Genomic DNA, 24,002 nt, shown 5'->3' with positions numbered 1-24,002 from the left:
CGTCAGATACGGAAACTACCCACCAACTGCTTAAGACGCGCCGCCTGCTGCTCCAGGTCCGAACACGCCCGCAAGGTCGCCTGCAGGTTTTCTACGCCTTCCTGGTTCAGCGTGTTGATCTCGGTGATGTCGACGTTGATCGACTCCACTACAGCAGTCTGCTCTTCAGTTGCAGTGGCCACCGACTGGTTCATCCCGTCGATCTCGCCAATGCGCTGAGTCACGCTGTTCAGGCGCTCGCCCGCCAGGTTGGCGATTTCCACGCTGTCCTGGCTGTGGCGCTGGCTGTCGCTCATGGTGCTGACCGATTCCCGGGCGCCGACTTGCAGCTCCTCGATCATGGTTTGCACCTGCTGGGCCGATTCCTGCGTGCGGTGGGCGAGGTTGCGCACTTCATCCGCCACCACGGCAAAACCACGGCCGGCTTCACCGGCACGGGCCGCTTCAATGGCGGCGTTGAGCGCCAGCAAGTTGGTTTGCTGGGAAATGCTGGTGATCACTTCGAGAATCTGCCCGATGTTCACGGTCTTGCTGTTCAGCGATTCGATGTTGGTGCTCGAAGCGCTGAGCATGCTCGACAGCTGATTCATCGCTTTGATGCTGCGATCCACCACTTGCTGGCCGTCTTCGGCCAGGCTACGGGCATCGCTGGCCTGGCTGGAAGCCTGGGCGGCGTTGCGGGCGATTTCCTGAGCCGCGGCACCCAGCTCGTTGATGGCGGCGGCCACGCTGCTGGTGCGCGAAGCTTGCTGGTCGGAGTTGAACATCGACGAGTTCGACGCCGCCACCACGCGCAGCGCGACTTCGTTGACCTGGCCGGTGGCCGAGGACACTTCGCGGATCGAGCCGTGAATACGTTCCACAAAGCGGTTGAACGCGGTGCCGAGCACGCCGAATTCGTCGTTATTCTGGATTGTCAGGCGCTTGGTCAGATCGCCTTCACCGTCGGCGATGTCTTCCATGGCTCGGGTCATGACGTGCAACGGCTGGATCAGGATGCGAATCAGCATGCTGAGCAAGGCGATGATAATGGCCAAGGCAATGACGGTCGCGATAATGGCCGAGGTGCGGAACTCGCTGAGCATGGCAAAGGCTTTGCCCTTGTCCACGGAAAGGCCGATATACCAGTTGACCGAGGACAGCCCCTTGATCGGGGTGAAAGTCACGATGCGGGTTTTGCCGTCGACCTGGATTTCGTTCGTTTGACTGCCGATTGTCGGGGTGTCTTGCGGGTAGGCATCCTTCAAGGTCTTCATCACCAGCGCCTTGTCTGGATGGACCAGAATCTTGCCATCGGCGCTCACGAGGAACGCATAGCCCATGCCGTCGAAGTCCAGTGCGTTGAGGCTGTCGGTGATCACTTGCAGGCTCAGGTCGCCACCGACCACGCCAATGTTCTGGCCGTCCTTGAGGACGCTGTTAACGATGGAAATCACTAGCTGGCCGGACGCCAGATCGATATACGGTTCGGTCAGGGCAGAACCGCTGGCGCTCTGGGCGCTCTTGTACCAAGGGCGAGCGCGCGGGTCATAGCCGTCGGGCATCTTGCTGTCGGGGCGGATGATGAAAGAACCATCCTTGTTGCCCAGGTAGGCACCCATGAAGGTCGACGTCACAGCTTTTTGTTCAAGCAGCTTGGAGACGTTGCCCGTTTCGGGGTTCAGCGCAACGGTTTGCGCCATGTTTTCGATCAGCAGGCTGCGACCGGCCAGCCAGGTTTGAATGTTGTTGGCGGTGACTCTGCCCATCTCTTGCAGATAGTTGTCCAGATCCCTGCGGATCGCATTGCGCTGTAAATAGTCGTTGTACAAGGTGAACGAGGCAAAAGCGGCAATAACGATGAGGGCGGCGGCAAGCAAAATTTTGTGGCTGAAGCGCAGGTTTTTGTTCATGGCTTGGGGTTCCGCTAAGGTCTTTATGTCCTGAGCGTGCTTTTATAAAGGCACGCAAACTGGGCAATGTTGAAAAAGCTGATATTTCCGTCCTCTCCTTAGGGAATTACCGACGCTTGTTTCGTATTGGTCTCACAACTATTTGTATCGGCCATGCAGGATCAAAGATTAACCATGGGTGACAAAATGCCTGACTCATCGCAACTCGTTATCGGAGCCGACCTTGCCGGCCAGCCTGTCGCTCAGGCCATGCGCCTGACCAATCGTCACGGTCTGATCGCGGGCGCGACCGGGACCGGTAAAACCGTCACGTTGCAGCGCCTCGCCGAAGCCTTCAGCGATGCGGGCGTGGCAGTGTTTGCGGCAGACATCAAGGGCGACCTGTGTGGCCTGGGGGCTGCCGGCAACCCGCAAGGCAAAATCGCCGAGCGGATCGCCGGGATGCCGTGGCTGAACCATAAGCCGGCGGCCTATCCGGTCACCTTGTGGGACATTCACGGTGAGTCCGGTCATCCATTGCGCACGACTTTGAGCGAAATGGGCCCGCTGCTGATCGGCAGCCTGCTGGAACTGACCGACAGCCAGCAGTCGGCGTTGTACGCGGCTTTCAAGGTCGCGGACCGCGAAGGGCTGTTGCTGCTGGACCTCAAGGATTTGAAGGCGCTGCTCAATCACCTGCGTGACCATCCCGAAATGCTCGGGGACGATGCGGCGTTGATGACCACCGGTTCCAGCCAGGCATTGTTGCGGCGTCTGGCGACGCTGGAACAACAGGGCGCCGAAGCGCTGTTCGGTGAGCCGGCGCTGCAACTGGAAGACATTCTGCAGCCGACGGTCGACGGGCGCGGGCGCATTCACCTGCTGGATGCCAGTCGTCTGGTTCACGAGGCGCCGAAGGTGTATGCGACGTTCCTGCTGTGGTTGCTGGCAGAACTGTTCGAGCAACTGCCCGAGCGCGGCGATGCTGATAAACCGCTGCTGGCGCTGTTTTTCGACGAGGCCCATTTATTGTTCGCTGGCACGCCCAAGGCGTTGCAGGATCGTCTGGAGCAAGTGGTGCGGCTGATTCGTTCGAAAGGGGTGGGCGTGTATTTCGTCACCCAGTCGCCGGGCGATTTGCCGGACGACGTGCTGGCCCAACTTGGCCTGCGTATCCAGCACGGTCTGCGCGCATTCACGGCCAAAGAACAGAAATCCCTGCGGGCGGTGGCCGATGGCTTCCGGCCGAACCCTGCGTTTGACGCCTTGTCGGTGCTGACTGAGCTGGGAATCGGCGAGGCGCTGGTCGGCACGTTGCAGGACAAAGGCACGCCGGAGATGGTCCAGCGTGTATTGGTTGCGCCGCCGCAATCGCGGATCGGGCCGTTGACTGAAACCGAGCGCACGATGCTGATCGCCGGGTCGCCGTTCAAGGGACGGTATGACAAGCCGATCGATCGGGAGTCGGCGTATGAAATATTGATGGGCCGCAAAGGACTGGCGCCGGAGCCCGAGGCCGTGCCGGGCAAACCTGCGCAGGAGGAACCGAGTTTTACCGATAAGGCCGGGGAATTCCTCGGGACGGCGGCGGGGCAGGCGCTTAAATCGGCGATGCGCCAGGCGGCCAATCAATTGGGCCGACAACTGGTACGTGGTTTGATGGGGTCGCTGCTGGGAGGCAGCAAACGCCGCTAATCAGTGGGCACGGTCCAAATGTGGGAGCGGGCTTGCTCGCGAAGACGGTGTGTCAGTCGAAATCATTGTTAAATGACACACCGCTTTCGCGAGCAAGCCCGCTCCCACAGGGGTTCGATGTCAGTCCTTGGGTTTGGCGTGCGCCGCCAGTCGTTCCAGTGCTGCCCGCAGATTCGGATCGCTGATTCCGTCCGCCGTGGCCTGAATGGTCGCGCCGGCATCGGTCGACAAACTGATGGTATGGCCTGCCGCGCCTTGCTGAACGGTCGGCGGCTGCACCTTGAACAAAATTCGCGTCAGGCTGGCGAACTCATCAAACATCTGTAACTGTCGTTGCAGACGCTTTTGCTGGTAGCGCAGGCGGGTTGCCCAATGGCCGTCGGTGACGATCAGCAATAAACTGCCTTCGCGCCACGACGCCACATGGCAGTGCTCGCGAGCGGCGGGCTGCAATTGGCTTTCGAGCAGACGTTGTAAATGACCCAGGCGTTGAGCGTGGCCGAAGATGGCTTTCAGCGGTTTGGCTTCGCGAAGCAGAACGGCGGGTGCTCTGGCCGTAAGAGGGCGAAATGCCATGATCAGACACCTGAAGTAACAGAGCTGCCATGGTAGCAGAAAGCGCTCCCTGCACCCGACCCATTGCTTTGCGCGCGCTTTACCCATTAAATCAACAAGTAACTTCTGCCGTGAATGGCTTGAAGTTGAGCAAAAAGCCCTTATTTTAAGTGAGCCCCGTCATAGCGCAGTGCATGCATCGTGGAACAACGCCACTTTCCTCACCATCGTTTCCGGGTAGAATGCTCGTTCGCATGCGGCCATGAGGGCTGCACGGGCGACTCACGGGGCCGCCCTCCATCCCTTTAGTGTGGAAGATCCTGCCGATATGTTTGCGCCTTTGTTAAAGAAACTTTTTGGAAGCAAGAACGAGCGTGAAGTCAAACGCATGCTCAAGACGGTGCAACTCGTCAATGCCTTCGAAGAGCAAATGGTGGCCCTTTCGGACGATCAATTGCGTGCCAAGACAGATGAGTTCAAGGCCCGCATCGCCAAAGGGGAAACCCTCGACAAGCTGCTGCCAGAAGCCTTTGCGGTCGCCCGCGAAGCCGGTAAGCGCGTCATGGGTATGCGTCACTTCGATGTCCAGCTGATCGGCGGCATGACCTTGCACGAAGGCATGATCGCGGAAATGCGTACCGGTGAAGGCAAGACCCTGGTGGCAACACTGGGTGTTTACCTCAATGCGCTGTCCGGCAAGGGCGTGCACGTTGTGACGGTGAACGACTACCTGGCCCGACGCGACGCCAACTGGATGCGTCCGCTCTACGAATTCCTCGGCATGACGGTCGGCGTGGTTACGCCATTCCAGCCGCCGGAAGAGAAACGCCTGGCTTACGCTGCCGATATCACCTACGGCACCAACAACGAATTCGGGTTTGACTACCTGCGCGACAACATGGCGTTCAGCATGGAAGAAAAATTCCAGCGCGAACTCAATTTTGCCGTGATCGACGAAGTCGACTCCATCCTCATCGACGAAGCCCGTACCCCGCTGATCATTTCCGGTCAGGCCGAGGACAGCTCCAAGCTGTACATCGAGATCAACAAACTGATCCCGCAGCTGGAATTGCACGTCGAAGAAGTGGAAGGCGTCGTCACCAAGGCCGGCCATTACACCGTCGACGAGAAGACCCGTCAGGTCGAACTCAACGAAGCCGGCCACCAGTACGTCGAAGAAATGCTCACCCGTATCGGTCTGCTGGCCGAGGGCGAGAGCCTGTACTCGGCGCACAACCTGGGCCTGCTGACCCACGTTTATGCCGGTCTGCGTGCGCACAAGCTGTTCCATCGCAACATCGAATACATCGTGCAGGACGGTCAGGTTGTCCTGGTCGACGAACACACCGGTCGTACCATGCCGGGTCGCCGTCTGTCCGAAGGCCTGCACCAGGCGATCGAAGCGAAGGAAAACCTGAACATCCAGGCCGAAAGCCAGACCCTGGCGTCGACCACGTTCCAGAACTACTTCCGTCTGTACAACAAGCTGTCCGGCATGACCGGTACTGCCGACACCGAAGCGTTCGAATTCCACCAGATCTACGGTCTGTCGGTGATGGTTATCCCGCCGAACAAGCCGCTGGCGCGTAAAGACTACAACGACCTGGTGTTCCTGACCGCCGAAGAGAAATACGCGGCGATCATCAATGACATCAAGGAATGCATGACCCTGGGCCGTCCGGTGCTGGTGGGTACTGCAACCATCGAAACGTCCGAGCACATGTCTGCGCTGCTGCAGAAAGAAGGCATCGAACACAAGGTCCTGAACGCCAAGTTCCACGAAAAAGAAGCCGAGATCATTGCTCAGGCCGGTCGTCCGGGCGCATTGACCATCGCCACCAACATGGCCGGTCGTGGTACCGACATCCTGTTGGGCGGTAACTGGGAAGTTGAAGTTGCCTCCCTGGAAAACCCGACCCCTGAGCAGATTGCCCAGATCAAGGCCGACTGGCAGAAACGTCACCAGCAAGTGCTGGAGTCGGGCGGCTTGCAGGTGATCGCTTCCGAGCGTCACGAATCGCGCCGTATCGACAACCAGTTGCGTGGTCGTGCCGGTCGTCAGGGTGACGCCGGTTCCAGCCGTTTCTACCTGTCCCTGGAAGACAGCCTGATGCGCATCTTCGCCTCTGACCGGGTGAAGAACTTCATGAAGGCGTTGGGCATGCAGTCCGGTGAAGCGATCGAGCACCGCATGGTGACCAACGCCATCGAGAAGGCTCAGCGCAAGGTTGAAGGTCGCAACTTCGACATCCGTAAGCAATTGCTTGAGTTCGACGACGTCAACAACGAACAGCGTAAAGTGATCTATCACATGCGTAACAGTTTGTTGGCTGCCGACAACATCGGCGAGACCATCGCCGACTTCCGTCAGGACGTGCTCAACGCAACCGTCAGCGCGCACATTCCACCGCAATCGCTGCCTGAGCAGTGGGACGTGGCCGGTCTGGAAGCAGCGTTGCAGAACGACTTCGGCGTGGCGTTGCCGATCCAGAAATGGCTCGACGAAGACGATCACCTGTATGAAGAGACCCTGCGCGAGAAGCTGCTGAACGAATTGCTGGCCGCGTACAACGAGAAAGAAGAGCAGGCGAGCGCCGAAGCGCTGCGCACCTTCGAGAAACAAATCGTTCTGCGTGTGCTGGATGACTTGTGGAAAGACCACCTGTCGACCATGGATCACCTGCGTCACGGCATCCACTTGCGTGGTTATGCGCAGAAGAACCCGAAGCAAGAGTACAAGCGCGAGTCGTACACGCTGTTCTCCGAGCTGCTGGATTCGATCAAGCGCGACTCGATCCGTGTGCTGTCGCACGTTCAGGTTCGCCGCGAAGATCCGGAGGCCGAAGAGCAACGCCTGCGTCAGGAAGCCGAAGCACTGGCCGCCCGCATGCAGTTCGAACACGCCGAGGCTCCTGGCCTGGAAGCGCAACCGGAACTGATCGGTGAAGAGGTTGATTTAGCCCTCGCCACCGCCCCGGTCCGCAACGAACAGAAGCTGGGCCGTAACGAACTGTGCTACTGCGGTTCGGGCAAGAAATTCAAGCATTGCCACGGGCAGATCCAGTAAAACCCGTTTCAATCGCTGAAATACCCGCGCCGCGACCGGCATTAGCCGTCGCGGCGTTTTGCCATTTAAACCACCGTTCTTCCTGAAAGCGGTGCTGACATCATTTATTAAGGAGCGCATTCATGGCTGTTGGTCTTGGTCCTTTGCCAACGTTGCACCCGGTTGCCGGTTTTGAACTCGGTATCGCCTCGGCCGGCATCAAGCGCCCGGGGCGCAAGGATGTTGTGGTCATGCGCTGCGCCGAAGGTTCCACGGTCGCAGGCGTGTTCACCCTGAACGCCTTTTGCGCCGCTCCGGTGATTCTGGCCAAGCAGCGTGTGCAAGGCCCGGTGCGTTATCTACTGACCAACACCGGCAATGCCAACGCCGGTACTGGCGAGCCAGGCCTGGCTGCCGCCGAGCGCACCTGCGCCAAGCTGGCTGAACTGACTGGCGTCGATGCAAGCCTGGTGCTGCCGTACTCCACCGGTGTCATCGGCGAGCCGCTGCCGGTCGAGAAAATCGAAGGCGCCTTGCAGGCTGCCCTGGATGATCTTTCGGTCAACAACTGGGAAGCGGCCGCCACCGGCATCATGACCACTGACACGTTGCCAAAAGGCGCGAGCCGTCAGTTCCAGCATGACGGCGTGACCATCACCGTCACCGGTATCAGCAAAGGCGCGGGGATGATTCGCCCGAACATGGCGACCATGCTCGGCTACATCGCCACCGACGCCAAAGTCTCCCGTGATGTGCTGCAGAACCTGTTGCTGGATGGCGCCAACAAGTCGTTCAACCGCATCACCATCGACGGCGACACGTCGACCAACGACTGCTGCATGCTGATCGCCACCGGTCAGGCGGCGCTGCCGGAAATCACTTCGTCCAACGGTGAATTGTTCGCCAAGCTCAAGCAGGCTGTGTTCGAAGTGTGCATGGACGTGGCCCAGGCCATCGTTCGCGACGGCGAAGGCGCGACCAAGTTCGTCACCGTTGAAGTCAACGGCGGCGGCAATCATCAAGAGTGCCTGGACGTTGCATACACCGTGGCCCACTCGCCGCTGATCAAGACTGCTCTGTTTGCCTCCGACCCGAACTGGGGCCGCATTCTGGCCGCCGTCGGTCGTGCCGGCGTGCCGAATCTGGACGTGAGCAAGATAGACGTATTCCTCGGCGAAGTGTGCATCGCCAGCCGTGGCGCCCGCGCTGCGACCTACACCGAAGCCCAGGGCGCGGCGGTGATGCAACAGGAAGAAATCACCATCCGGATCGAGTTGGGTCGCGGCGATTGCAGCGAAACCATCTGGACCACCGACCTGTCCCACGAATACGTGAAGATCAACGCCGAGTACCGTACTTAATACTGCTACGCCGAGGCGCTCCATTCGCGAGCAAGCCCGCTCCCACATTTAACCGAGTTCTCTCAGGAGAAATGCGATCGAATGTGGGAGCGGGCTTGCTCGCGAAGGCGGCCGACCAGACACTAAAGAGTCCGGACATTACCCTTCTCAAAAGGTCCCGAACATGAGCCTCCACCTGATCATCGGCGACAAACTGCATTCCTCCTGGTCCCTTCGCGGCGCACTGGCCCTTGACCTCACCGGCGCTCCCTACACCGAAGAGCTGATCAAACTGGGCAAACCGGACACCCGCGAACGGCTGCTCAAGCACTCGCCGACCGGCAAGGTTCCGTTGTTGAAAACCGAACACGGCACCATCGCTGACTCCCTGGCGATTGCCGAATACCTGGCCGAGCAATTCCCCGACGCCGGCCTCTGGCCCAAAGACACCGCGGCCCGTGCCCAGGCGCGTTCGGCCTGTGCGCAGATGCACGCCGGGTTTTTTGCCATGCGCGGCAACATGCCGTTCGACCTGAGCCACGACGCCCCTTTATCGCCGACGCCCGCTGACGTTCAAGCGGACATCGAGCGCATGCTGGCGTTGTGGGCCGAATGCCGAGCGGCGTCGACTGAAACGGGCCCGTTCCTGTTTGGTAGCGCGACCCTGGCAGATGTGTTCTTCGCACCGATTGCCGTGCGCCTGCGCACCTATCAGGTGAAATTGCCTGCCGTGGACGAGGCCTATGTCGAAACCCTTTACCAGTGGCCGGCGTTCAAGGCCTGGCAGAAGGCAGGTCTGGAGGAGGTTGGACAGTGAAACGAGTACACGTAGCCGCCGCCGTTATCCGTGACAGCAGTGGCAAGATCCTGATCGCACGCCGCGCCGACACCCAGCACCAGGGCGGTTTGTGGGAGTTCCCGGGCGGCAAGGTCGAGGACGACGAATCCGTCGAAACCGCTCTGGCTCGCGAGCTTCATGAAGAGCTGGGCATTGTCGTCAACACCGCGCGACCGTTGATCAAGGTTCGCCACGATTACCCGGACAAGCAGGTGTTGCTGGACGTTTGGGAAGTCTCGGCCTTTACCGGCGAACCCCATGGCGCCGAAGGCCAGCCTTTGGAGTGGGTGACCCAGCGCGACCTGCTGAGTTACGAATTCCCGGCGGCCAACCGGCCAATCGTCGCGGCGGCACGCTTGCCCGCCGAATACTTGATTACCCCGGACGACCTGGAAACCCCGGCCTTGCTGCGCGGTATTCAGAAAGCCATCGCCGGCGGTATCAAACTGATCCAGCTGCGTGCGCCTAACGGCTACGACCCGAAATACCGCGATCTGGCCGTGGATGCGGCGGGGCTGTGTGCCGGCAAGGCGCAGTTGATGATCAAAGGGCCGTTCGAATGGTTGGGCGACTTCCCGTCGGCCGGTTGGCACATCACCGCTGCGCAATTGCGCAAATACGCAGCAGCGGGGCGTCCGTTGCCGGCGTCGCGCTGGTTGGCGGCGTCTTGCCACAACGCTGAAGAGTTGGCGCTGGCCGAAGAGATGGGCGTGGACTTTGTGACCCTGTCGCCGGTGCAGCCGACCCAGACGCATCCAGATGCGCAGCCGTTGGGTTGGGAGCAGGCTTCGGCGTTGATCGAGGGTTTCAGCAGGCCGGTGTTCTTGCTTGGCGGCGTCGGCCCGGCCGAACGACAGAAGGCCTGGGAAGTTGGAGCGCAGGGCGTGGCGGGGATTCGGGCGTTCTGGCCTGAGGCTTGATTATTGCGGTGAGGCCACTGGCCTCATCGCGAGCAGGCTCGCTCCCACATTGGTTTGGTGTACACCGCAATTCACTGTGGGAGCGAGCCTGCTCGCGATAGCGTCCTTGAATATGCCGATTATTCCTGAGGTTTAGCCGCCGGCTGCCACAAAATCTCGGCAATCCCCTGTCGCTTGGCGATTACCCTTGCCATCACAAACAACAAATCCGACAACCGATTGATGTACGCCAGCCCAACCCCGGCCAACGGTTCAATCGCATTCAGCTGCTGACACCGTCGCTCCGCACTGCGCGCCAGACTTCGGCAGACATGGGCCTGGGCAATCAGCGCCGAACCGCCTGGCAGAATGAAATTCTCCAGCGGTCCCAACTCTTCGTTCCACACATCGATCGCCGCTTCCAGCCGTTCGATTTCCGCCGTATTCAACGCCTGATAAACTGGCATCGCCAGTTCACCCCCCAGATCGAACAAACGATGCTGGCAAGGCGCCAAGACCTCGATGACTTCGTTCAATCCCGGATACGTGGCACTTTCAGTCGTCAGCCCGGCCAACAGCACACCCACCTGACTGTTCAGCGTATCGACTTCGCCAATGGCTTCGATCCGCGGATGGTCCTTGGGTACGCGGCGGCCATCGCCCAGCCCGGTTTCGCCTTTGTCACCGGTGCGGGTGTAAATTTTCGACAGGCGAAAGCCCATGGTTACCTCGATAGCTGATTGAGTTCTTGTGAGATCACTGGGGTGCCCGCCAGCGGCAGGCGCAAGGTGAAGCAGGTGCCTTGGCCCGGCGTCGATTGCACCTCCATCTGTCCCTTGTGGTTGTTGGTGATGATGAAATACGAGACCGACAGGCCAAGGCCGGTGCCCTGGCCGATTTCCTTGGTGGTGAAGAACGGCTCGAAGGTGCGTTTGCGCACGCTCTCGCTCATGCCGATGCCGTTGTCTTCGACCTGGATCTCGGCCCACGGCGGATTCAGTTTGGTGCGCAGGATGATCCGCCCGGGTTCGCTGTCGTCTTCACGCTGGTGAATGGCCTGGGCAGCGTTTTTAAGCAGGTTGAGCAGCACCTGCTCCAGTTCGTTTGCGGTGCCGGGCACCGGCCCCAGCGCCGGGTCGAACTGGCGAATGATTGCCTGGCCCTTGAAGTCGAAGCCGATGGCCAGGTCGAAGTCGTTGCCGGCGATTTCCACCGCTTGATCGATCAACGCCGGCAGGTCGCACGGGGCCATTTGCCGGGTGCTGCGGCGACTGAAACTGAGCATGTGGGTGACGATCTTTGCCGCTCGGGCACCGGCCTGTTGAATGCCGTCCAGCAACTGTGGCACTTCCCGCGCTTGCAGGTATTTGTTGACCGTTTCCAGCGGGATACCGATTTGCTCGGCTTGCTCGAGGTTCTTTGGCAGATCAGGCGACAGGCGTCGGCGGATGTTCTGCACGTTATGCAGGATCGCGCCCAAGGGGTTGTTGATCTCGTGGGCCATGCCGGCGGCGAGGCCGCCGACCGAGAGCATTTTTTCCGACTGCACCATCATTTCTTCCAGGGACAGGCGCTGGGTGATGTCGTCGATACGAATCACCACGCCGCGCCCCGCGCCGCCCATCAGCGGGTAGAACGTCAGGGCGTAATGCTTGGGTTCGTCGTCCTTGAACCAGGTCACGCGCTCGATCTTGGCCACCGTGTGTTGTTCAACGGTTTGCTTGAGTTGCGGCAGAAACGGTTTCAATGGCTCGAAGGCGAGGAAGATCGGCTGGTTCAACGCTTCGTCCAGGCGCGTGCCAGACAAAGCGCTGGCCTCCTGATTCCATTGGGTCACGTAAAGCTGCTCGTCGAGGGCGATCAAGGCCGACGGCATCGAGTCGATGATGCTGTTGAGGTAGTTCTGGAAGCCCGTGAGCTTTTTCTCGATCTTGCTGCGCACCTGGACTTCCAGTTCCAGTTTGCGATTGGTGTGGCGGGTTTCTTCAGCAAGCCCCTGGGCCTGATCGTAAGCTGCCTGGGAGTCATCCCGGGCACGCTTGAGCTGCTGCTCCCGGGCTTCGATGCGCGAGAGCATGGTGTTGAACGCTTCGGCGAGGCTGCCGATTTCGTCGTGGTTGCCGCGAGAGGCGCGCAGGGCGTAGTTCTCTTCGCGGGTCACTTGCCGTGACAACTCTTCAAGTTGATGGATCGGTCGGGTAATCAGGCGTTTGATCTGGCGGGCGATCACCAGCCACAACAGCACACTGAAAATCAGGATGCCGAGACTGGCGGTCAGGGTCCCGGTGTAGAACGCCACCGGCAATTCGCTGCTGGCCACCAACAAAAGGTGCCCTGGCGCGGTGCCGGGGCGGGGCAGGGTAATCACTTGATTGCTGCGAAACTCGGTGGCTTGCCAGGCTTCGATGTGCCGGTAGCGATCCGGCAGGTTCAGCCTGTCGCCATGCTGCAGTTGCGCTAAACGCTCACCCTTGCCGTCATAAAGCGCGGCGGCCCGCAGCGGTGAATAACTGTTGAGCTCGTTGAGCAGGCGTTCGGCATTCTCCGGCGACTTCAAGGCATCGGCCACCAGACTCGGATTGGACACCAGTCGGCCAATGGTTTGCAGCGCCTGGGGGGCCATGCTTTCCTGGGAGATGTAGTACGCGGCACTGATAAAGGTCAGGTTGGCGACCAGCAGGATGGTGACCAACAACACCAGCAGGGCGGCCAGCAGTTTCTGGCCGACGGGAAGGTTTTCGAGGCGCTGGCGCAATGGCATCAGGTTCATCGCTGAAAAGGAACAAGTGGCCAGCGTAGCCGCTGCTCAGTCGCTGGGCAATCCAAGGCTGCGCAGATGCGCAATCAGTCGCTGTTGCAATTGATTGAGGTGGGGGAGGTTCAACTGGTGCCGCGCCGCCACTTTGCAGACATAGCCCAACAGGTAGCTGATTTCGGTCCGTCGCTGATTGGCGACGTCCTGGTGCATCGAGGAGTAATTGGCCGCCGTGGCGTGGATTACTCGTTCAACTTCCTGTTGAAGGTCTTGCGCCGCTGCAGGCTGACCGCAACGCTCCAGCAAATCAGTCAGCTCGCTGCACAGGGTGGCGACTTCGCAGTGATGCTCCTGTAAACCACCATTGCGGCAGTCGTGCAGCACCGTCAGGGGGTTGATCGCACAGTTGAGCGCCAGCTTTCGCCATAGCCGGGTCAGGATGTCGGTGCTCCATTCGTGGGGAATGCCGGCGGCAGTCAGGTCATCCAGCCAGATTGGCGCCACCGGATGGCCGGCGTCGCCCAGCCAGGTGTAACCATGACCGGCGAACACTACACGCCAATCGCCGTCGCGAAACGCGCCTTCGGTACTCGATGCGAACACGCAGCGCGCCTGCGGGACCTGCGCGGCAACGGCATCCTGGCTGCCGAGGCCGTTTTGCAACAGGATCAACTCGGCATCAGACGTCAGGCGCGGCGCCAGTTGGGCGATGGCGCTCTCGGCGTCGTAAGCTTTACAGGCCACCAGCAAGCGGCTGATCGGTTCCTCGCTGTGCGCAGTTTCACCGGGGATTTCATAGGTGTGGGCTTCGCCATGCTCAACCAGCGTCAACCCGCCGGCGGCCTGATAGGCCTGCAATCGCTGCTCGTCGCGCACAATCAATCTGACCGGCACCCCGGCCCGGGCCAGGCGCGTGGCCCACAAGGTACCGAGACTGCCGGCGCCCAGAACATGCCAAGTGGTCGACATCAGCTTTTTGCTCGGTTTGGCGCAGGCATGTGAGGCTCACAGTATCGGTTGGAAAAGACCCGTTATAATGAGCCCGATTTTAACCGCAAGCCAAGCGCGCGCCATCGCTATCGAGCGCGCCTTTTTACTGGAGAGATTACATGCCGTCGTTCGACGTGGTATCCGAACTGGACAAACACGAAGTCACCAACGCGGTCGAGAACGCCGTCAAGGAACTCGATCGTCGTTATGACCTGAAAGGCAAAGGCACCTTCGAGTTCAAGGAAAAGGAGCTGACCGTCAACCTGACCGCTGAAGCGGACTTCCAGCTCGAGGCAATGATCGAGATCCTCAAGCTGGCCCTGGTCAAGCGCAAGATCGATGTGCAGTGCCTTGAAGTCAAAGACGCCTATGCGTCGGGCAAGCTGATGAAGCAGGAAGCGGTCCTCAAGGAAGGCATCGACAAAGAGCTGGCGAAGAAAATCGTCGCTCACGTCAAGGACGCCAAGCTCAAGGTCCAGGCAGCCATTCAGGGTGAGCAAGTGCGCATCACCGGCAAGAAGCGTGACGATTTGCAGGAAGCCATCGCGGCCCTGCGTGCCAAAACTTTCGACATGCCGCTGCAGTTCAACAACTTCCGCGACTGACCCACAAGGCAGAACTTGTGAGAGCCGGCTTGCTCGCGAGGAGGGGGGTATCCGTCGACTTTACTGTTGAACGACGCACCGCTTTCGCGAGCAAGTCGCTATCGCCGCAGTATTTTCGCGTGCCGGGTAGCCGGAAATCAGGAGAAAGAAGATGGATTTGAATACTGAAGTGGACAACCTGGTCAAGGCATCCCAAGCCTGGATTCCGATGATCATGGAATACGGCAGCCGCGTGTTGCTAGCGGTAATCACCCTGGCCATCGGCTGGTGGTTGATCAACAAAGTGGCGCAAAAGCTTGGTGGCCTGCTGGCACTGCGTAACGCCGACCTCGCGCTGCAAGGTTTCATCAGCAGCCTGGCGAACATCATTCTCAAGGTGTTATTGATCGTCAGCGTGGCATCGATGATCGGCGTCGAAACCACGTCGTTCGTTGCGGCCATCGGTGCGGCGGGTCTGGCCATCGGTCTGGCTTTGCAGGGCAGCCTGGCAAACTTCGCCGGCGGTGTGCTGATTCTGCTGTTCCGTCCGTTTCGTATTGGTGACTGGATTGAAGCCCAAGGCGTTGCCGGTACGGTCGACAGTATCCAGATCTTCCACACCGTGTTGCGCACTGGCGACAACAAAACCATCATCGTGCCGAACGGCAACTTGTCGAACGGTATCATTACCAACACAAATCGCCAGCCGACTCGCAAAGTTGTGTTTGATGTAGGCGTGGACTACGAAGCGGACTTGCAGAAGGCCCGTGAAGTGTTACTGGAACTGGCCAACGATCCACGTGTACTGACTGACCCGGCTCCACAAGCAGTCATTTCTACCTTGGGTGACAGTTCGATTACTGTTTCTCTGCGCGTATGGGTGAAGACAGCGGATTATTGGGATGTGATGTTCATGTTCAACGAACAGTCCCGGGATCGTTTGAAAACAGCGGGTATCGATATTCCGTTTCCACAGCGGGTGATTCGTGTGGTACAGGAATCTGCAGTGCAGTGATTGTTTTTTGATCAGCGCCTGACTCTTTGGTCAGGCATGTTTCTCACGGATTTGATCGTTTGACACATTGTTTGTAGCCAATGAAAAAGGCCCATCCGAAGATGGGCCTTTTTTATGCTTACTAACTAACCAACTGCGATTACAAGATCGACAGTGGGTAGTCAACGATCAGGCGGAACTCGTCGATGCTGCCTTCGCCTTCGTCAGCATTGGCGCGGTGCCATGCTTGACGGATACGGAAGGACAGGTCTTTCGCTGGACCTGTTTGAACGACGTATTTGGCTTCCAGGTTGGTTTCGTGGTGTTTGCCATCGGCACCGTACAGGCCAGCGTAAGCGCTACCTGCTGGAGTGTTGGTACCGTCGATGTCCCAACCTTTCACGTAACGGGTCATGAAGCTCAGACCAGGTACGCCGTATTCGGCCATTTTCAGGTCGTAACGGGCTTGTACCGACTTCTCGCCAGGGGCGTTGAAGTCAGAGTACTGGATGGAGTTGGCGAGGAAAATCGAGTCGCCACCGCGGTTGTTTTTACCCACACCGATGTAGTCGAACGGGGTATCGCCGTTCACTTTCTGGAAGCCCAGGGTGAAGGTGTGCGCTTTCAGGAACGAGAAAGCAGCAGCGAGCGAGTAGGCGGTGTTGTTGATTTCGCCTGCTTTGGCGTTACCAGTGTCACGGGTGTTGTAGATGTTACCGTCGAAGTTGATCGACTGGTCGCCGCCCAGTGCGAGGGTGTAGTTCGCGTTGGCGTAGTACTGGTTCCAGATGTCTTCGAGCTTGGCACCGTACAGCGAAACGCTCAGGTCTGGGGTAATGCCGTACTTGCCACCGACGTAGTCGATGGAGTTGGCTTTCACGCCAGCGTAAGTAGCCCACAGGTCGCCGTTACGGGCGTTGCTGTCCTGGCTGGTAGCCGAGGTGAAGTGACCGCCTTCGAGGTCGAGGTCTTTGACTTCGCTGCTCTGCAGTTGGACACCGGTAGCAGTTTGGTGAAGGATGCGGGAGCCGCCAACAGCGAACACCGGAGAGGTGCTTGGCTGCATGTCGCCGATTTTCAGCTCGGTCTTGGAGATGCGGAACTTGGCGGCAGCGCCGGCTTTGCCCTGATTGTTTTCGACTTCGCCATCTTTGCCCACGGGCATGTTGCCGGTACCCGAATATTTGTCGGAGCCGTCGAGCTTAATGGCCAGTTGTCCCCAAGCTTCAACGCCGACACCGATCAGACCTTGAGTGTAACCCGAGCTGTACATGCCCTGGATGCCTTGGGTCCAGTCTTTGTCGTCGACTGCGCCGTCTTTCTTGTTGCGATTGTAGTAGTAGTTGCGAACCAGCAAGTCGAGTTTGCTGTCTTCAACAAAACCTTTGGCTTCTGCCTGGTCGCTTACGAAAGGTGCGGCTACTGCCAACTGAGTACTGGCTGCTGCTGCAACTGCCAGTGCGATCATGCTCCACTTCATCACGCGCATCGTGATTTGCTCCTTTGGTTTTAGAAGAGTACTGCCGTCCCACCTGATTTATTATCTGGGCGGCTCTTTCTTTTTGTGTCGGCGCAAACTTATATCACGCCGACCATGTTGGCGATACTTGCGTATCTAACCTTTCAGCTTCTTTACGACCCTGTCGCAAACAGCTTGGTAGATGTCGCAAATTTACAGCCTCGATGCAAGCGGAATGACAACTTCAGCGTTGTTTTCCAAGACTCGGACATCGGTAAAAAGAGTCCCTGGTGAAACGTTTGAATCTCCATCGGGCAACCCTGCCGCTGTTTTTATTTGCCTTGAGGCTTCCACTTCCAGCGGAGGCGACCAAGGCGATATGGGTGTGAATGCAACAAGCGTGCACAAATCAGAATTCTGTTGCCATTTTTTTCTGACGGCCTGCTTGGTGCAGTAAAAACCTCATGAAACCGGGGGCTTCAAGCGCCTGCTGTTCAAGCTTGACGCCTCGGTTTGCATCGTGTTGCACCCTCTCGTTCGACGGCGTGACAACCAAAAACGTTACCGGTTCACCCCACCAGTGAGTAATTGGCGGATGCCTGACGCACTCAGCGTAGACGCACTGTACGATTTTGGTGCAAAAAATTTCAATTGCTGTACCGAATTCACACAGTGTAGGTGCAGCTCGGCTGGAAACTCTTCATTGTTTATCAGTCATTTCGGAGCTGATTCTGACGTAACAGGTGCTGTGATGGTGCGCCGTGTTAGAAAATGTCTCACGACAGGGCGTTCGCATGCCGAATGTCGTTTCGGTGGCCTGACGTTGGCAGTGGTTGGTCGTGAAGCAGGCCGCTTTCACAGGTATGCTGGCGTCTTGTCGCTTGGTGCGCAGCCTCTCTGGAGGCGGACTAAGCTGAAAAATGATGACCAGGCGGGAGTGCGCGCGGTGTTCGCTTTAGATCCACGACTTCAACAAGACACACTACCGATCGGGGATTTCCCGCTTTGCCGGTTGCTGTTATCCAATGATTCCAATTACCCCTGGTTCATTCTGGTGCCGCGTCGCGACGATATCAGTGAGATATTTCAGTTGGATGTCGCCGATCAGCAGCGGCTGTGGCAGGAAACGACGGCACTGGCGGAACTGCTCAAGGATGGGTTCGACGCCGATAAGTTGAATGTCGCAGCCCTGGGCAATGTGGTCAGTCAGTTGCACATGCATGTAATTGTGCGCAAGCGAGAAGATGCCGCCTGGCCCGCGCCGGTCTGGGGTAAACACCCATCGGTGCCTTACAGCGCAGAGCAGATCGCGACGATTCGCGAGCGGTTGCGCCTGCTGTTAACCGAAGATTTCACGTTTCTGGAGGGTTGAATCATGAGCCTGGAAGAGCGCGTTACCGATCTGGAGAGCCAACTGGCCTTTCAGGACGATACCATCCAGTCATTGAGTGATGTGCTGGCGACGCAGCAGCGCGCCGTTGAGCGCCTGCAACTGCAGATGGCCGCACTGCTCAAGCGTCAGGAGGAGATGGCTGGCCAGTTCGCAACCTTTGAAGAAGAAACACCGCCGCCGCATTATTGAAACCGCAGGCAATAAAAAACCGCGAGCAGCTCGGCTGTTCGCGGTTTTTTTTGGCCCTGGAATCAGCGGCGCGGCAGTGCGGCGATCACATCTTCGGCTTGCAGACCTTTGTCACGATTCATCACGGAAAACTCCACGCGCTGGCCTTCGACCAGAACACGGTGACCTTCGCCACGAATCGCCCGGAAATGCACGAAAATATCATCGCCGGAGTCACGGGAAATAAAGCCGAAGCCTTTAGAGGTGTTGAACCACTTGACGGTGCCGGTATCGCGGTTGCTCATGTCATAGCTTGGCGAGGCGGCGGCCGGTGAAGATTTGTAGAAACTGATGGCCAGGTGCAGGAGAACGGCGATCAGGGCGGCCAGCAGGCTGAACAGAACGGCAGGTTGACCGGCGATGTCCGGCATTTTCGCGATCAGCGAAACGGTTTGCAGGACGACGGCCAGGACCAGCAGGGCGCTGACCAGGTTTTGCAGTTGATGACGTGGGCCTTTGTTCCAGTAAGGAATCACGGGAGCAAGGGTGAGGTTGAGCAGGCCGAAAAAGGCCAGGTACAGCGCAGCGGGTTGTTGCAGGTAAGGAGCAGCTTCGGGTTGCAGGCTGGGTATGAAGGACAACAGCAAAGCTGCTGCGCCCGTTAGCAGGTGAACGATTTTCAACATTTTGATTAACTCACGTTAAGACGGATCACAAGGAAGAGCTGATGGAGCACGGTTCGCTTCAGAACAATAAGAGGCGTTGGACACGTACCCGGTACCAGCCTATGCGCAACCCCCGGAAAATAGGCGGTAGCGACACACTGCCTATTTAACAGCAAAGCCTGCAGCTACTCAAATCAGGCGGTCCGGCGGTGTTCTGAAGGGCGATTTGACTCAGGCGGTGAAGACCGCGAGGTAGTTGCAGGCTTTCCGGGTGGTTCTGCCGCTGCGATGTGTGGGTGAAGAAAATCGTCAATCCTGTTCGCGTGTTGCCTTGCGCTTCGCAAAATCTGTTTTGCCTCCCTCAAAATTCGCCTGGCCGTGTAGGAAAACGGCCGGCCTAGGACGGTCTCCATGATCGCTCTTCACCTGTTGGCTTATCCTACGTCGATGGTCATAAAGTCATCTGGATATCCCTTTGCGCCTGCGCTTTTATAAGGCGACCGACAGTGCTCTTACAGAAGGCAACGATGGCAAAGGAGTGTCAACGATATGGTGTACGAAGACAGGCTAGGCGAAGGGAAGGGAGGCCCGATCAAGGAAATAAGGGTTGATCCGTTTGTCAGCGAATTTGATATGGGGCTGGCCCAGCCGTTATCCCGCTCGGTGCGCTTGAATGGTTTTGCCACCTGTTTGCGGCTTGAACAGGTGTACTGGGATATTTTGGGTGATATGGCCAAGGTCAATAGCTGCTCGGTCAGTGCGTTGTTGTCGCATGTAGACCGCGAGGTGCACCTGCGTCACGGTGGCGTCAGGAACTTCACCGGGCTGGTGCGGGTTGTCTGTGTGGTGCGCAGCCTGAAGGAGGGTGGCTGCGTCGCAATGCCCTAGCCACTGCGGTGGATCGGGCAGAGTGTCGGTCTGTGCAGTCTTACGGCTGCACAGGCTGCATTTAATGGATATAATCCCGCGCTTTGCCGCAAAACCCAGCGTGCGCGGTAGCAACCTGATCGCCGAGACAACCCCCATGCCGATGTACGACTATCAATGTGCTTCCTGTGGTCATCAGTTGGAAGCCATTCAAAAGATCAGCGCAGCACCGCTGGTCGACTGCCCTGCCTGCCAGGCGCCAGAGCTTAAAAAGATGCTGTCCATGCCGGGCTTCCGCCTTAGCGGCACCGGTTGGTACGAAACCGATTTCAAGACCGGTTCGAAGAAGAACCTGGCCGGCGGCGACAAAGCTGACTAGGGTCTAGGGCCTGAGTTGAACGACACGTGCGAGTTCCTGGCAAATCGGGCGCCTTATTCAAGCGCCGGGTGAACAAGGTCTCCAACCGAATTTCGAATTACGAGAAGTGAAACCACTACCATGATGCGCAGCCATTATTGCGGCCAACTGAACGAAAGCCTGGAAGGCCAGGAAATTACCCTTTGCGGATGGGTTCACCGTCGCCGTGACCACGGTGGGGTGATTTTCCTCGATATCCGTGATCGTGATGGTCTGGCCCAGGTGGTGTTCGATCCGGACCGCGCCGAGAGCTTCGCCGCCGCCGATCGCGTGCGCAGCGAGTACGTCGTGAAGATCACCGGCAAGGTACGCCTGCGTCCGGCCGGTGCAACCAACGCCAACATGGCGTCGGGCATGATCGAAGTCCTGGGCTACGAGCTGGAAGTGCTGAACGAGTCGGAAACCCCGCCGTTCCCGCTGAACGAGTACTCGGACGTGGGTGAAGAAACCCGTCTGCGTTATCGCTTCCTCGACCTGCGTCGCCCTGAAATGGCCGAGAAGCTGCGCCTGCGTTCGCGCATGACCACCAGCATCCGTCGTTACCTGGACGAGAACGGCTTCCTCGATGTCGAGACGCCGATCCTGACCCGTGCGACCCCTGAAGGCGCGCGTGACTATCTGGTGCCAAGCCGCACTCACGCCGGTTCGTTCTTCGCCTTGCCGCAATCGCCGCAGCTGTTCAAGCAACTGCTGATGGTGGCTGGCTTCGACCGTTACTACCAGATCGCCAAGTGCTTCCGTGACGAAGACCTTCGCGCTGACCGCCAGCCGGAATTCACCCAGATCGACATCGAGACCAGCTTCCTCGATGAAAAAGACATCATGGGCCTGACCGAAGGCATGATCCGCAACCTGTTCAAGGAAGTGCTGAATCTGGAATTCGGCGAGTTCCCGCACATGACTTTCGAAGAAGCCATGCGCCGCTACGGTTCCGACAAGCCAGACCTGCGTAACCCGCTGGAACTGGTGGATGTTGCCGACCAGCTCAAAGAAGTCGACTTCAAGGTCTTCAGCGGTCCTGCCAACGATCCGAAATGCCGTGTCGCCGCCTTGCGCGTCCCGGGTGCAGCGAGCATGCCGCGCAAGCAGATCGACGATTACACCAAGTTCGTCGGCATCTACGGTGCCAAGGGCCTGGCGTACATCAAGGTCAACGAACGTGCGAAGGGCGTCGAGGGGCTGCAGTCGCCAATCGTCAAGAACATCCCTGAAGCCAACCTCAATGTGATCCTCGATCGCGTTGGCGCGGTTGACGGCGACATCGTGTTCTTCGGTGCCGACAAGGCCAAGATCGTCAGCGAAGCCCTGGGTGCGCTGCGGATCAAAGTCGGTAACGACCTGGACCTGCTGACCTGCAAGTGGGCGCCAATGTGGGTCGTCGACTTCCCGATGTTCGAAGAGAACGACGACGGCAGCTTCACTGCCTTGCACCACCCGTTCACCGCGCCGAAGTGCACACCGGAAGAACTGGAAGCCAACCCGGCGACCGCTCTGTCCCGTGCCTACGACATGGTCCTGAACGGCACCGAGCTGGGTGGCGGTTCGATCCGTATTCACCGCAAGGAAATGCAGCAGACGGTATTCCGCCTGCTGGGTATCAATGAAGCAGAACAGGAAGAGAAATTCGGCTTCCTGCTCGATGCCCTCAAGTACGGCGCGCCGCCGCACGGTGGCCTGGCCTTCGGTCTGGACCGTCTGGTCATGCTGATGACTGGCGCCCAGTCGATCCGTGAAGTGATCGCTTTCCCGAAAACCCAGAGCGCGGCTGACGTCATGACTCAGGCTCCGGGTGCTGTAGATGCCAAGGCATTGCGCGAATTGCACATTCGTCTGCGCGAAACGCCAAAAGCAGAGTAAGACGGACCCTGAAGGCGCATCCTTATGGGATGCGCCTTTTTTACAGGTCGAGATTTTTTTCTTGCTGGCCAGCGTGAATACGCGGCGGGCAATGTTTCAAAGAGAATTCGGAGCGAGATATGGCGGGTCATTCCAAGTGGGCGAACATCAAGCACCGCAAAGAACGTCAGGATGCCAAGAAGGGCAAGATTTTCACCAAGTGGATTCGTGAGCTGACCGTTGCTGCCCGTCAGGGCGGTGGTGATCCGGGCTCCAACCCACGTCTGCGTCTGGCACTGGACAAGGCGCTGGGCGCGAATATGAGCCGCGACATCATCGATCGCGCGGTGGCCCGCGGTGCTGGCGCTGCCGACACCGACGACATGGTCGAACTGACCTACGAAGGCTACGGCCCGGGCGGCGTGGCGGTGATGGTCGAGTGCATGACCGATAACCGTAATCGCACCGCAGCTGCCGTGCGCCATGCCTTCAGCAAGTGCGGCGGCAACCTGGGGACTGACGGGTCGGTGGCGTATCTGTTCGAGCGCAAGGGGCAGATCTCCTTCGCGCCGGGCGTCGATGAAGATGCCTTGATGGAAGCGGCCATGGAAGCCGACGCCGATGACGTGGTAACCAACGAAGACGGCTCGATCGACGTGTTCACCTCGTTCGCCGGTTTCTACTCCGTGCGAAATGCGCTGGAAGCCGCCGGTTTCAAAGGTGATGACGCCGAAATCGTGATGTTGCCGACCACCAGCGCCGAACTGGATCTGGAAGGCGCCGAGAAGGTGCTCAAGCTGATCGACATGCTCGAAGACCTGGATGACGTACAGAACGTCTACTCCAATGCGGACATTCCGGAATCGGTTGCCGCACAGCTGAGCTAAGGGCGAGTAAGATCCAGTGTGGGAGCGGGCTTGCTCGCGAATGCGGATTTTCAGGCAACATAGTTGCTGAATGTAAAACCGTATTCGCGAGCAAGCCCGCTCCCACATTGGTTATTCGCTTCATTGAATACACTGCTCATCCTTGACTGCAGGCGTTATGACTTTAATTCTTGGTATCGACCCTGGTTCGCGCATTACCGGGTATGGCGTGGTACGCGATACCGGGCGGGGTTGCGTGTACGTGGCGTCGGGCTGCATTCGCACCGGTTCCGGCGAATTGCATGAGCGTCTGCAAATCGTCTATCGCAGTGTGCGGGAAGTCATTCAGACCTATGGCCCGGTGACCATGGGGATCGAAAAGGTCTTCATGGCGCGCAATGCCGACTCTGCATTGAAACTGGGGCAGGCGCGGGGGGCGGCGATTGTTGCCGGTGCCGAAGAAAGCCTGGAAATCGCCGAGTACACCGCGACCCAGGTCAAGCAGGCGGTGACTGGCACGGGGGCGGCGAATAAAGAGCAGGTGCAGATGATGGTCATGCACATGCTGAAATTGACCAGCAAGCCGCAAATCGATGCCTCGGACGCCCTGGCCATTGCCATTTGCCATGCCCACACCCGATCGAGCCTGTTGCCGCATGGTCTGGGAGCGGCACGCAGTCGTGGCGGGCGCCTGCGTCTCTGATAGCATCAGCAATCGTTTTTTAGGGAATGAGGGTTTTGCGCCTGTGTTGCCGGCGCAAAA

General features: G+C 58.6%; 21 protein-coding genes and 1 pseudogene. 14 read left to right on the top strand and 8 right to left on the bottom strand.

What is annotated here, in order from left to right; all coding sequences use genetic code 11:
• Nucleotides 1-2: 2 nt before the first annotated feature.
• Both K5K95_RS33470 and K5K95_RS33465 read right to left on the bottom strand, forming a co-directional pair.
• Nucleotides 3-767 (bottom strand): methyl-accepting chemotaxis protein, encoded by a 765-nt coding sequence (locus K5K95_RS33470; RefSeq protein ID WP_405046053.1) that lies wholly within the window; start codon nt 765-767, stop codon nt 3-5.
• Nucleotides 768-908: 141 nt separating this feature from the next.
• Nucleotides 909-1,748, bottom strand: a pseudogene (locus K5K95_RS33465) (cache and HAMP domain-containing protein); the annotation flags it as partial.
• A 330-nt stretch (nt 1,749-2,078) separates the two neighbouring features.
• Between K5K95_RS33465 and K5K95_RS02055 the strand changes: the two are divergent.
• Entirely contained in the window at nt 2,079-3,566 is a 1,488-nt protein-coding gene (locus K5K95_RS02055; RefSeq protein ID WP_222588184.1) for a helicase HerA-like domain-containing protein, read from the top strand.
• Nucleotides 3,567-3,686: 120 nt separating this feature from the next.
• Here the strand turns inward: K5K95_RS02055 and K5K95_RS02050 are convergent, their stop codons facing one another.
• The gene (locus K5K95_RS02050) at nt 3,687-4,142 is read right to left on the bottom strand and encodes a DUF721 domain-containing protein (protein WP_090187471.1); all 456 of its coding nucleotides are present in this window, start codon (nt 4,140-4,142) and stop codon (nt 3,687-3,689) included.
• Between the two features lie 307 nt (nt 4,143-4,449).
• On the opposite strand from K5K95_RS02050, the gene secA reads away from it, so the two are divergent.
• The 4 genes from secA to K5K95_RS02030 all read left to right on the top strand — a co-directional run bounded on the left by secA (nt 4,450) and on the right by K5K95_RS02030 (nt 10,265).
• Entirely contained in the window at nt 4,450-7,188 is a 2,739-nt protein-coding gene (secA, locus tag K5K95_RS02045) for a preprotein translocase subunit SecA (RefSeq protein ID WP_222588183.1), read from the top strand.
• Between the two features lie 122 nt (nt 7,189-7,310).
• Nucleotides 7,311-8,528 (top strand): bifunctional glutamate N-acetyltransferase/amino-acid acetyltransferase ArgJ, encoded by a 1,218-nt coding sequence (gene argJ, locus K5K95_RS02040; protein WP_090187464.1) that lies wholly within the window; start codon nt 7,311-7,313, stop codon nt 8,526-8,528.
• Between the two features lie 163 nt (nt 8,529-8,691).
• Nucleotides 8,692-9,324, top strand: a complete 633-nt coding sequence (locus K5K95_RS02035; RefSeq protein ID WP_222588182.1) for a glutathione S-transferase family protein — start codon at nt 8,692-8,694, stop codon at nt 9,322-9,324.
• Nucleotides 9,321-10,265: a Nudix family hydrolase gene (locus K5K95_RS02030; RefSeq protein WP_222588181.1), complete on the top strand. Its 945-nt coding sequence runs from the start codon at nt 9,321-9,323 to the stop codon at nt 10,263-10,265. The genes K5K95_RS02035 and K5K95_RS02030 overlap by 4 nt, the downstream gene beginning before the upstream one ends.
• 119 nt (nt 10,266-10,384) lie before the next feature.
• On the opposite strand, the gene K5K95_RS02025 is transcribed toward K5K95_RS02030, so the two are convergent.
• Genes K5K95_RS02025 through K5K95_RS02015 form a run of 3 tightly spaced genes read right to left on the bottom strand, consistent with a single transcriptional unit; the run spans nt 10,385 to nt 13,968 of the window.
• On the bottom strand, nt 10,385-10,966 hold the full coding sequence (locus K5K95_RS02025; protein ID WP_222588180.1) for a cob(I)yrinic acid a,c-diamide adenosyltransferase: 582 nt from the start codon (nt 10,964-10,966) through the stop codon (nt 10,385-10,387).
• Nucleotides 10,967-10,968: 2 nt separating this feature from the next.
• Nucleotides 10,969-13,005: a HAMP domain-containing sensor histidine kinase gene (locus K5K95_RS02020; protein WP_222588179.1), complete on the bottom strand. Its 2,037-nt coding sequence runs from the start codon at nt 13,003-13,005 to the stop codon at nt 10,969-10,971.
• Nucleotides 13,006-13,050: 45 nt separating this feature from the next.
• A complete protein-coding gene (locus K5K95_RS02015; protein ID WP_222588178.1) occupies nt 13,051-13,968 on the bottom strand; it encodes a putative 2-dehydropantoate 2-reductase in 918 nt (305 codons plus the stop codon).
• Nucleotides 13,969-14,108: 140 nt separating this feature from the next.
• On the opposite strand from K5K95_RS02015, the gene K5K95_RS02010 reads away from it, so the two are divergent.
• Together K5K95_RS02010 and K5K95_RS02005 are read left to right on the top strand one after the other, a co-directional pair.
• Nucleotides 14,109-14,594 carry a YajQ family cyclic di-GMP-binding protein gene (locus tag K5K95_RS02010; RefSeq protein WP_008029244.1) on the top strand — a complete coding sequence of 162 codons (486 nt, stop codon included), beginning with the start codon at nt 14,109-14,111 and terminating at the stop codon, nt 14,592-14,594.
• Nucleotides 14,595-14,745: 151 nt separating this feature from the next.
• Entirely contained in the window at nt 14,746-15,588 is an 843-nt protein-coding gene (locus tag K5K95_RS02005) for a mechanosensitive ion channel family protein (RefSeq protein WP_090187452.1), read from the top strand.
• Between the two features lie 139 nt (nt 15,589-15,727).
• On the opposite strand, the gene K5K95_RS02000 is transcribed toward K5K95_RS02005, so the two are convergent.
• Nucleotides 15,728-17,056 (bottom strand): OprD family porin, encoded by a 1,329-nt coding sequence (locus K5K95_RS02000; RefSeq protein ID WP_222588177.1) that lies wholly within the window; start codon nt 17,054-17,056, stop codon nt 15,728-15,730.
• A gap of 916 nt (nt 17,057-17,972) precedes the next feature.
• On the opposite strand from K5K95_RS02000, the gene K5K95_RS01995 reads away from it, so the two are divergent.
• Both K5K95_RS01995 and K5K95_RS01990 read left to right on the top strand, forming a co-directional pair.
• Complete coding sequence (locus K5K95_RS01995) at nt 17,973-18,398, top strand: HIT domain-containing protein (RefSeq protein ID WP_222590267.1); 426 nt, start codon at nt 17,973-17,975, stop codon at nt 18,396-18,398.
• A gap of 3 nt (nt 18,399-18,401) precedes the next feature.
• Nucleotides 18,402-18,608, top strand: a complete 207-nt coding sequence (locus K5K95_RS01990; protein WP_222588176.1) for a SlyX family protein — start codon at nt 18,402-18,404, stop codon at nt 18,606-18,608.
• A 62-nt stretch (nt 18,609-18,670) separates the two neighbouring features.
• On the opposite strand, the gene K5K95_RS33370 is transcribed toward K5K95_RS01990, so the two are convergent.
• Nucleotides 18,671-19,273 carry a cold-shock protein gene (locus K5K95_RS33370; protein ID WP_090187443.1) on the bottom strand — a complete coding sequence of 201 codons (603 nt, stop codon included), beginning with the start codon at nt 19,271-19,273 and terminating at the stop codon, nt 18,671-18,673.
• A 528-nt stretch (nt 19,274-19,801) separates the two neighbouring features.
• Here K5K95_RS33370 and K5K95_RS01980 point away from each other — a divergent pair.
• From K5K95_RS01980 to ruvC, 5 genes are all read left to right on the top strand, one after another.
• Nucleotides 19,802-20,140 carry a ribbon-helix-helix domain-containing protein gene (locus K5K95_RS01980; RefSeq protein ID WP_222588175.1) on the top strand — a complete coding sequence of 113 codons (339 nt, stop codon included), beginning with the start codon at nt 19,802-19,804 and terminating at the stop codon, nt 20,138-20,140.
• Between the two features lie 136 nt (nt 20,141-20,276).
• The gene (locus tag K5K95_RS01975) at nt 20,277-20,498 is read left to right on the top strand and encodes an FmdB family zinc ribbon protein (RefSeq protein WP_010457489.1); all 222 of its coding nucleotides are present in this window, start codon (nt 20,277-20,279) and stop codon (nt 20,496-20,498) included.
• A 120-nt stretch (nt 20,499-20,618) separates the two neighbouring features.
• Nucleotides 20,619-22,394: an aspartate--tRNA ligase gene (gene aspS, locus K5K95_RS01970; protein WP_222588174.1), complete on the top strand. Its 1,776-nt coding sequence runs from the start codon at nt 20,619-20,621 to the stop codon at nt 22,392-22,394.
• A gap of 119 nt (nt 22,395-22,513) precedes the next feature.
• Entirely contained in the window at nt 22,514-23,260 is a 747-nt protein-coding gene (locus K5K95_RS01965) for a YebC/PmpR family DNA-binding transcriptional regulator (RefSeq protein WP_222588173.1), read from the top strand.
• A 157-nt stretch (nt 23,261-23,417) separates the two neighbouring features.
• Nucleotides 23,418-23,942, top strand: coding sequence for a crossover junction endodeoxyribonuclease RuvC (gene ruvC / locus K5K95_RS01960; RefSeq protein ID WP_208669606.1), 525 nt, complete (start codon nt 23,418-23,420; stop codon nt 23,940-23,942).
• The last annotated feature ends 60 nt before the right edge of the window (nt 23,943-24,002 follow it).

Source organism: Pseudomonas sp. DR48, from assembly GCF_019823085.1.
In the GTDB taxonomy this organism is placed as follows: domain Bacteria; phylum Pseudomonadota; class Gammaproteobacteria; order Pseudomonadales; family Pseudomonadaceae; genus Aquipseudomonas.
Note: the sequence above shows the minus strand (reverse complement) of the source record. Positions and strands in the feature narration are given on the sequence as shown.

Bases quoted from the DNA above. Each gene is read 5' to 3' on its own strand.
- K5K95_RS02025 (WP_222588180.1), bottom strand. From the start codon at position 10,966: ATGGGCTTTCGCCTGTCGAAAATTTACACCCGCACCGGTGACAAAGGC.
- ruvC (WP_208669606.1), top strand. From the start codon at position 23,418: ATGACTTTAATTCTTGGTATCGACCCTGGTTCGCGCATTACCGGGTAT.
- K5K95_RS02055 (WP_222588184.1), top strand. From the start codon at position 2,079: ATGCCTGACTCATCGCAACTCGTTATCGGAGCCGACCTTGCCGGCCAG.
- K5K95_RS02005 (WP_090187452.1), top strand. From the start codon at position 14,746: ATGGATTTGAATACTGAAGTGGACAACCTGGTCAAGGCATCCCAAGCC.
- K5K95_RS02035 (WP_222588182.1), top strand. From the start codon at position 8,692: ATGAGCCTCCACCTGATCATCGGCGACAAACTGCATTCCTCCTGGTCC.
- K5K95_RS01965 (WP_222588173.1), top strand. From the start codon at position 22,514: ATGGCGGGTCATTCCAAGTGGGCGAACATCAAGCACCGCAAAGAACGT.
- argJ (WP_090187464.1), top strand. From the start codon at position 7,311: ATGGCTGTTGGTCTTGGTCCTTTGCCAACGTTGCACCCGGTTGCCGGT.
- K5K95_RS33370 (WP_090187443.1), bottom strand. From the start codon at position 19,273: ATGTTGAAAATCGTTCACCTGCTAACGGGCGCAGCAGCTTTGCTGTTG.
- K5K95_RS02015 (WP_222588178.1), bottom strand. From the start codon at position 13,968: ATGTCGACCACTTGGCATGTTCTGGGCGCCGGCAGTCTCGGTACCTTG.
- aspS (WP_222588174.1), top strand. From the start codon at position 20,619: ATGATGCGCAGCCATTATTGCGGCCAACTGAACGAAAGCCTGGAAGGC.
- secA (WP_222588183.1), top strand. From the start codon at position 4,450: ATGTTTGCGCCTTTGTTAAAGAAACTTTTTGGAAGCAAGAACGAGCGT.
- K5K95_RS01990 (WP_222588176.1), top strand. From the start codon at position 18,402: ATGAGCCTGGAAGAGCGCGTTACCGATCTGGAGAGCCAACTGGCCTTT.
- K5K95_RS02010 (WP_008029244.1), top strand. From the start codon at position 14,109: ATGCCGTCGTTCGACGTGGTATCCGAACTGGACAAACACGAAGTCACC.
- K5K95_RS02000 (WP_222588177.1), bottom strand. From the start codon at position 17,056: ATGCGCGTGATGAAGTGGAGCATGATCGCACTGGCAGTTGCAGCAGCA.
- K5K95_RS02020 (WP_222588179.1), bottom strand. From the start codon at position 13,005: ATGCCATTGCGCCAGCGCCTCGAAAACCTTCCCGTCGGCCAGAAACTG.
- K5K95_RS01980 (WP_222588175.1), top strand. From the start codon at position 19,802: ATGGTGTACGAAGACAGGCTAGGCGAAGGGAAGGGAGGCCCGATCAAG.
- K5K95_RS02050 (WP_090187471.1), bottom strand. From the start codon at position 4,142: ATGGCATTTCGCCCTCTTACGGCCAGAGCACCCGCCGTTCTGCTTCGC.
- K5K95_RS33470 (WP_405046053.1), bottom strand. From the start codon at position 767: ATGTTCAACTCCGACCAGCAAGCTTCGCGCACCAGCAGCGTGGCCGCC.
- K5K95_RS01975 (WP_010457489.1), top strand. From the start codon at position 20,277: ATGCCGATGTACGACTATCAATGTGCTTCCTGTGGTCATCAGTTGGAA.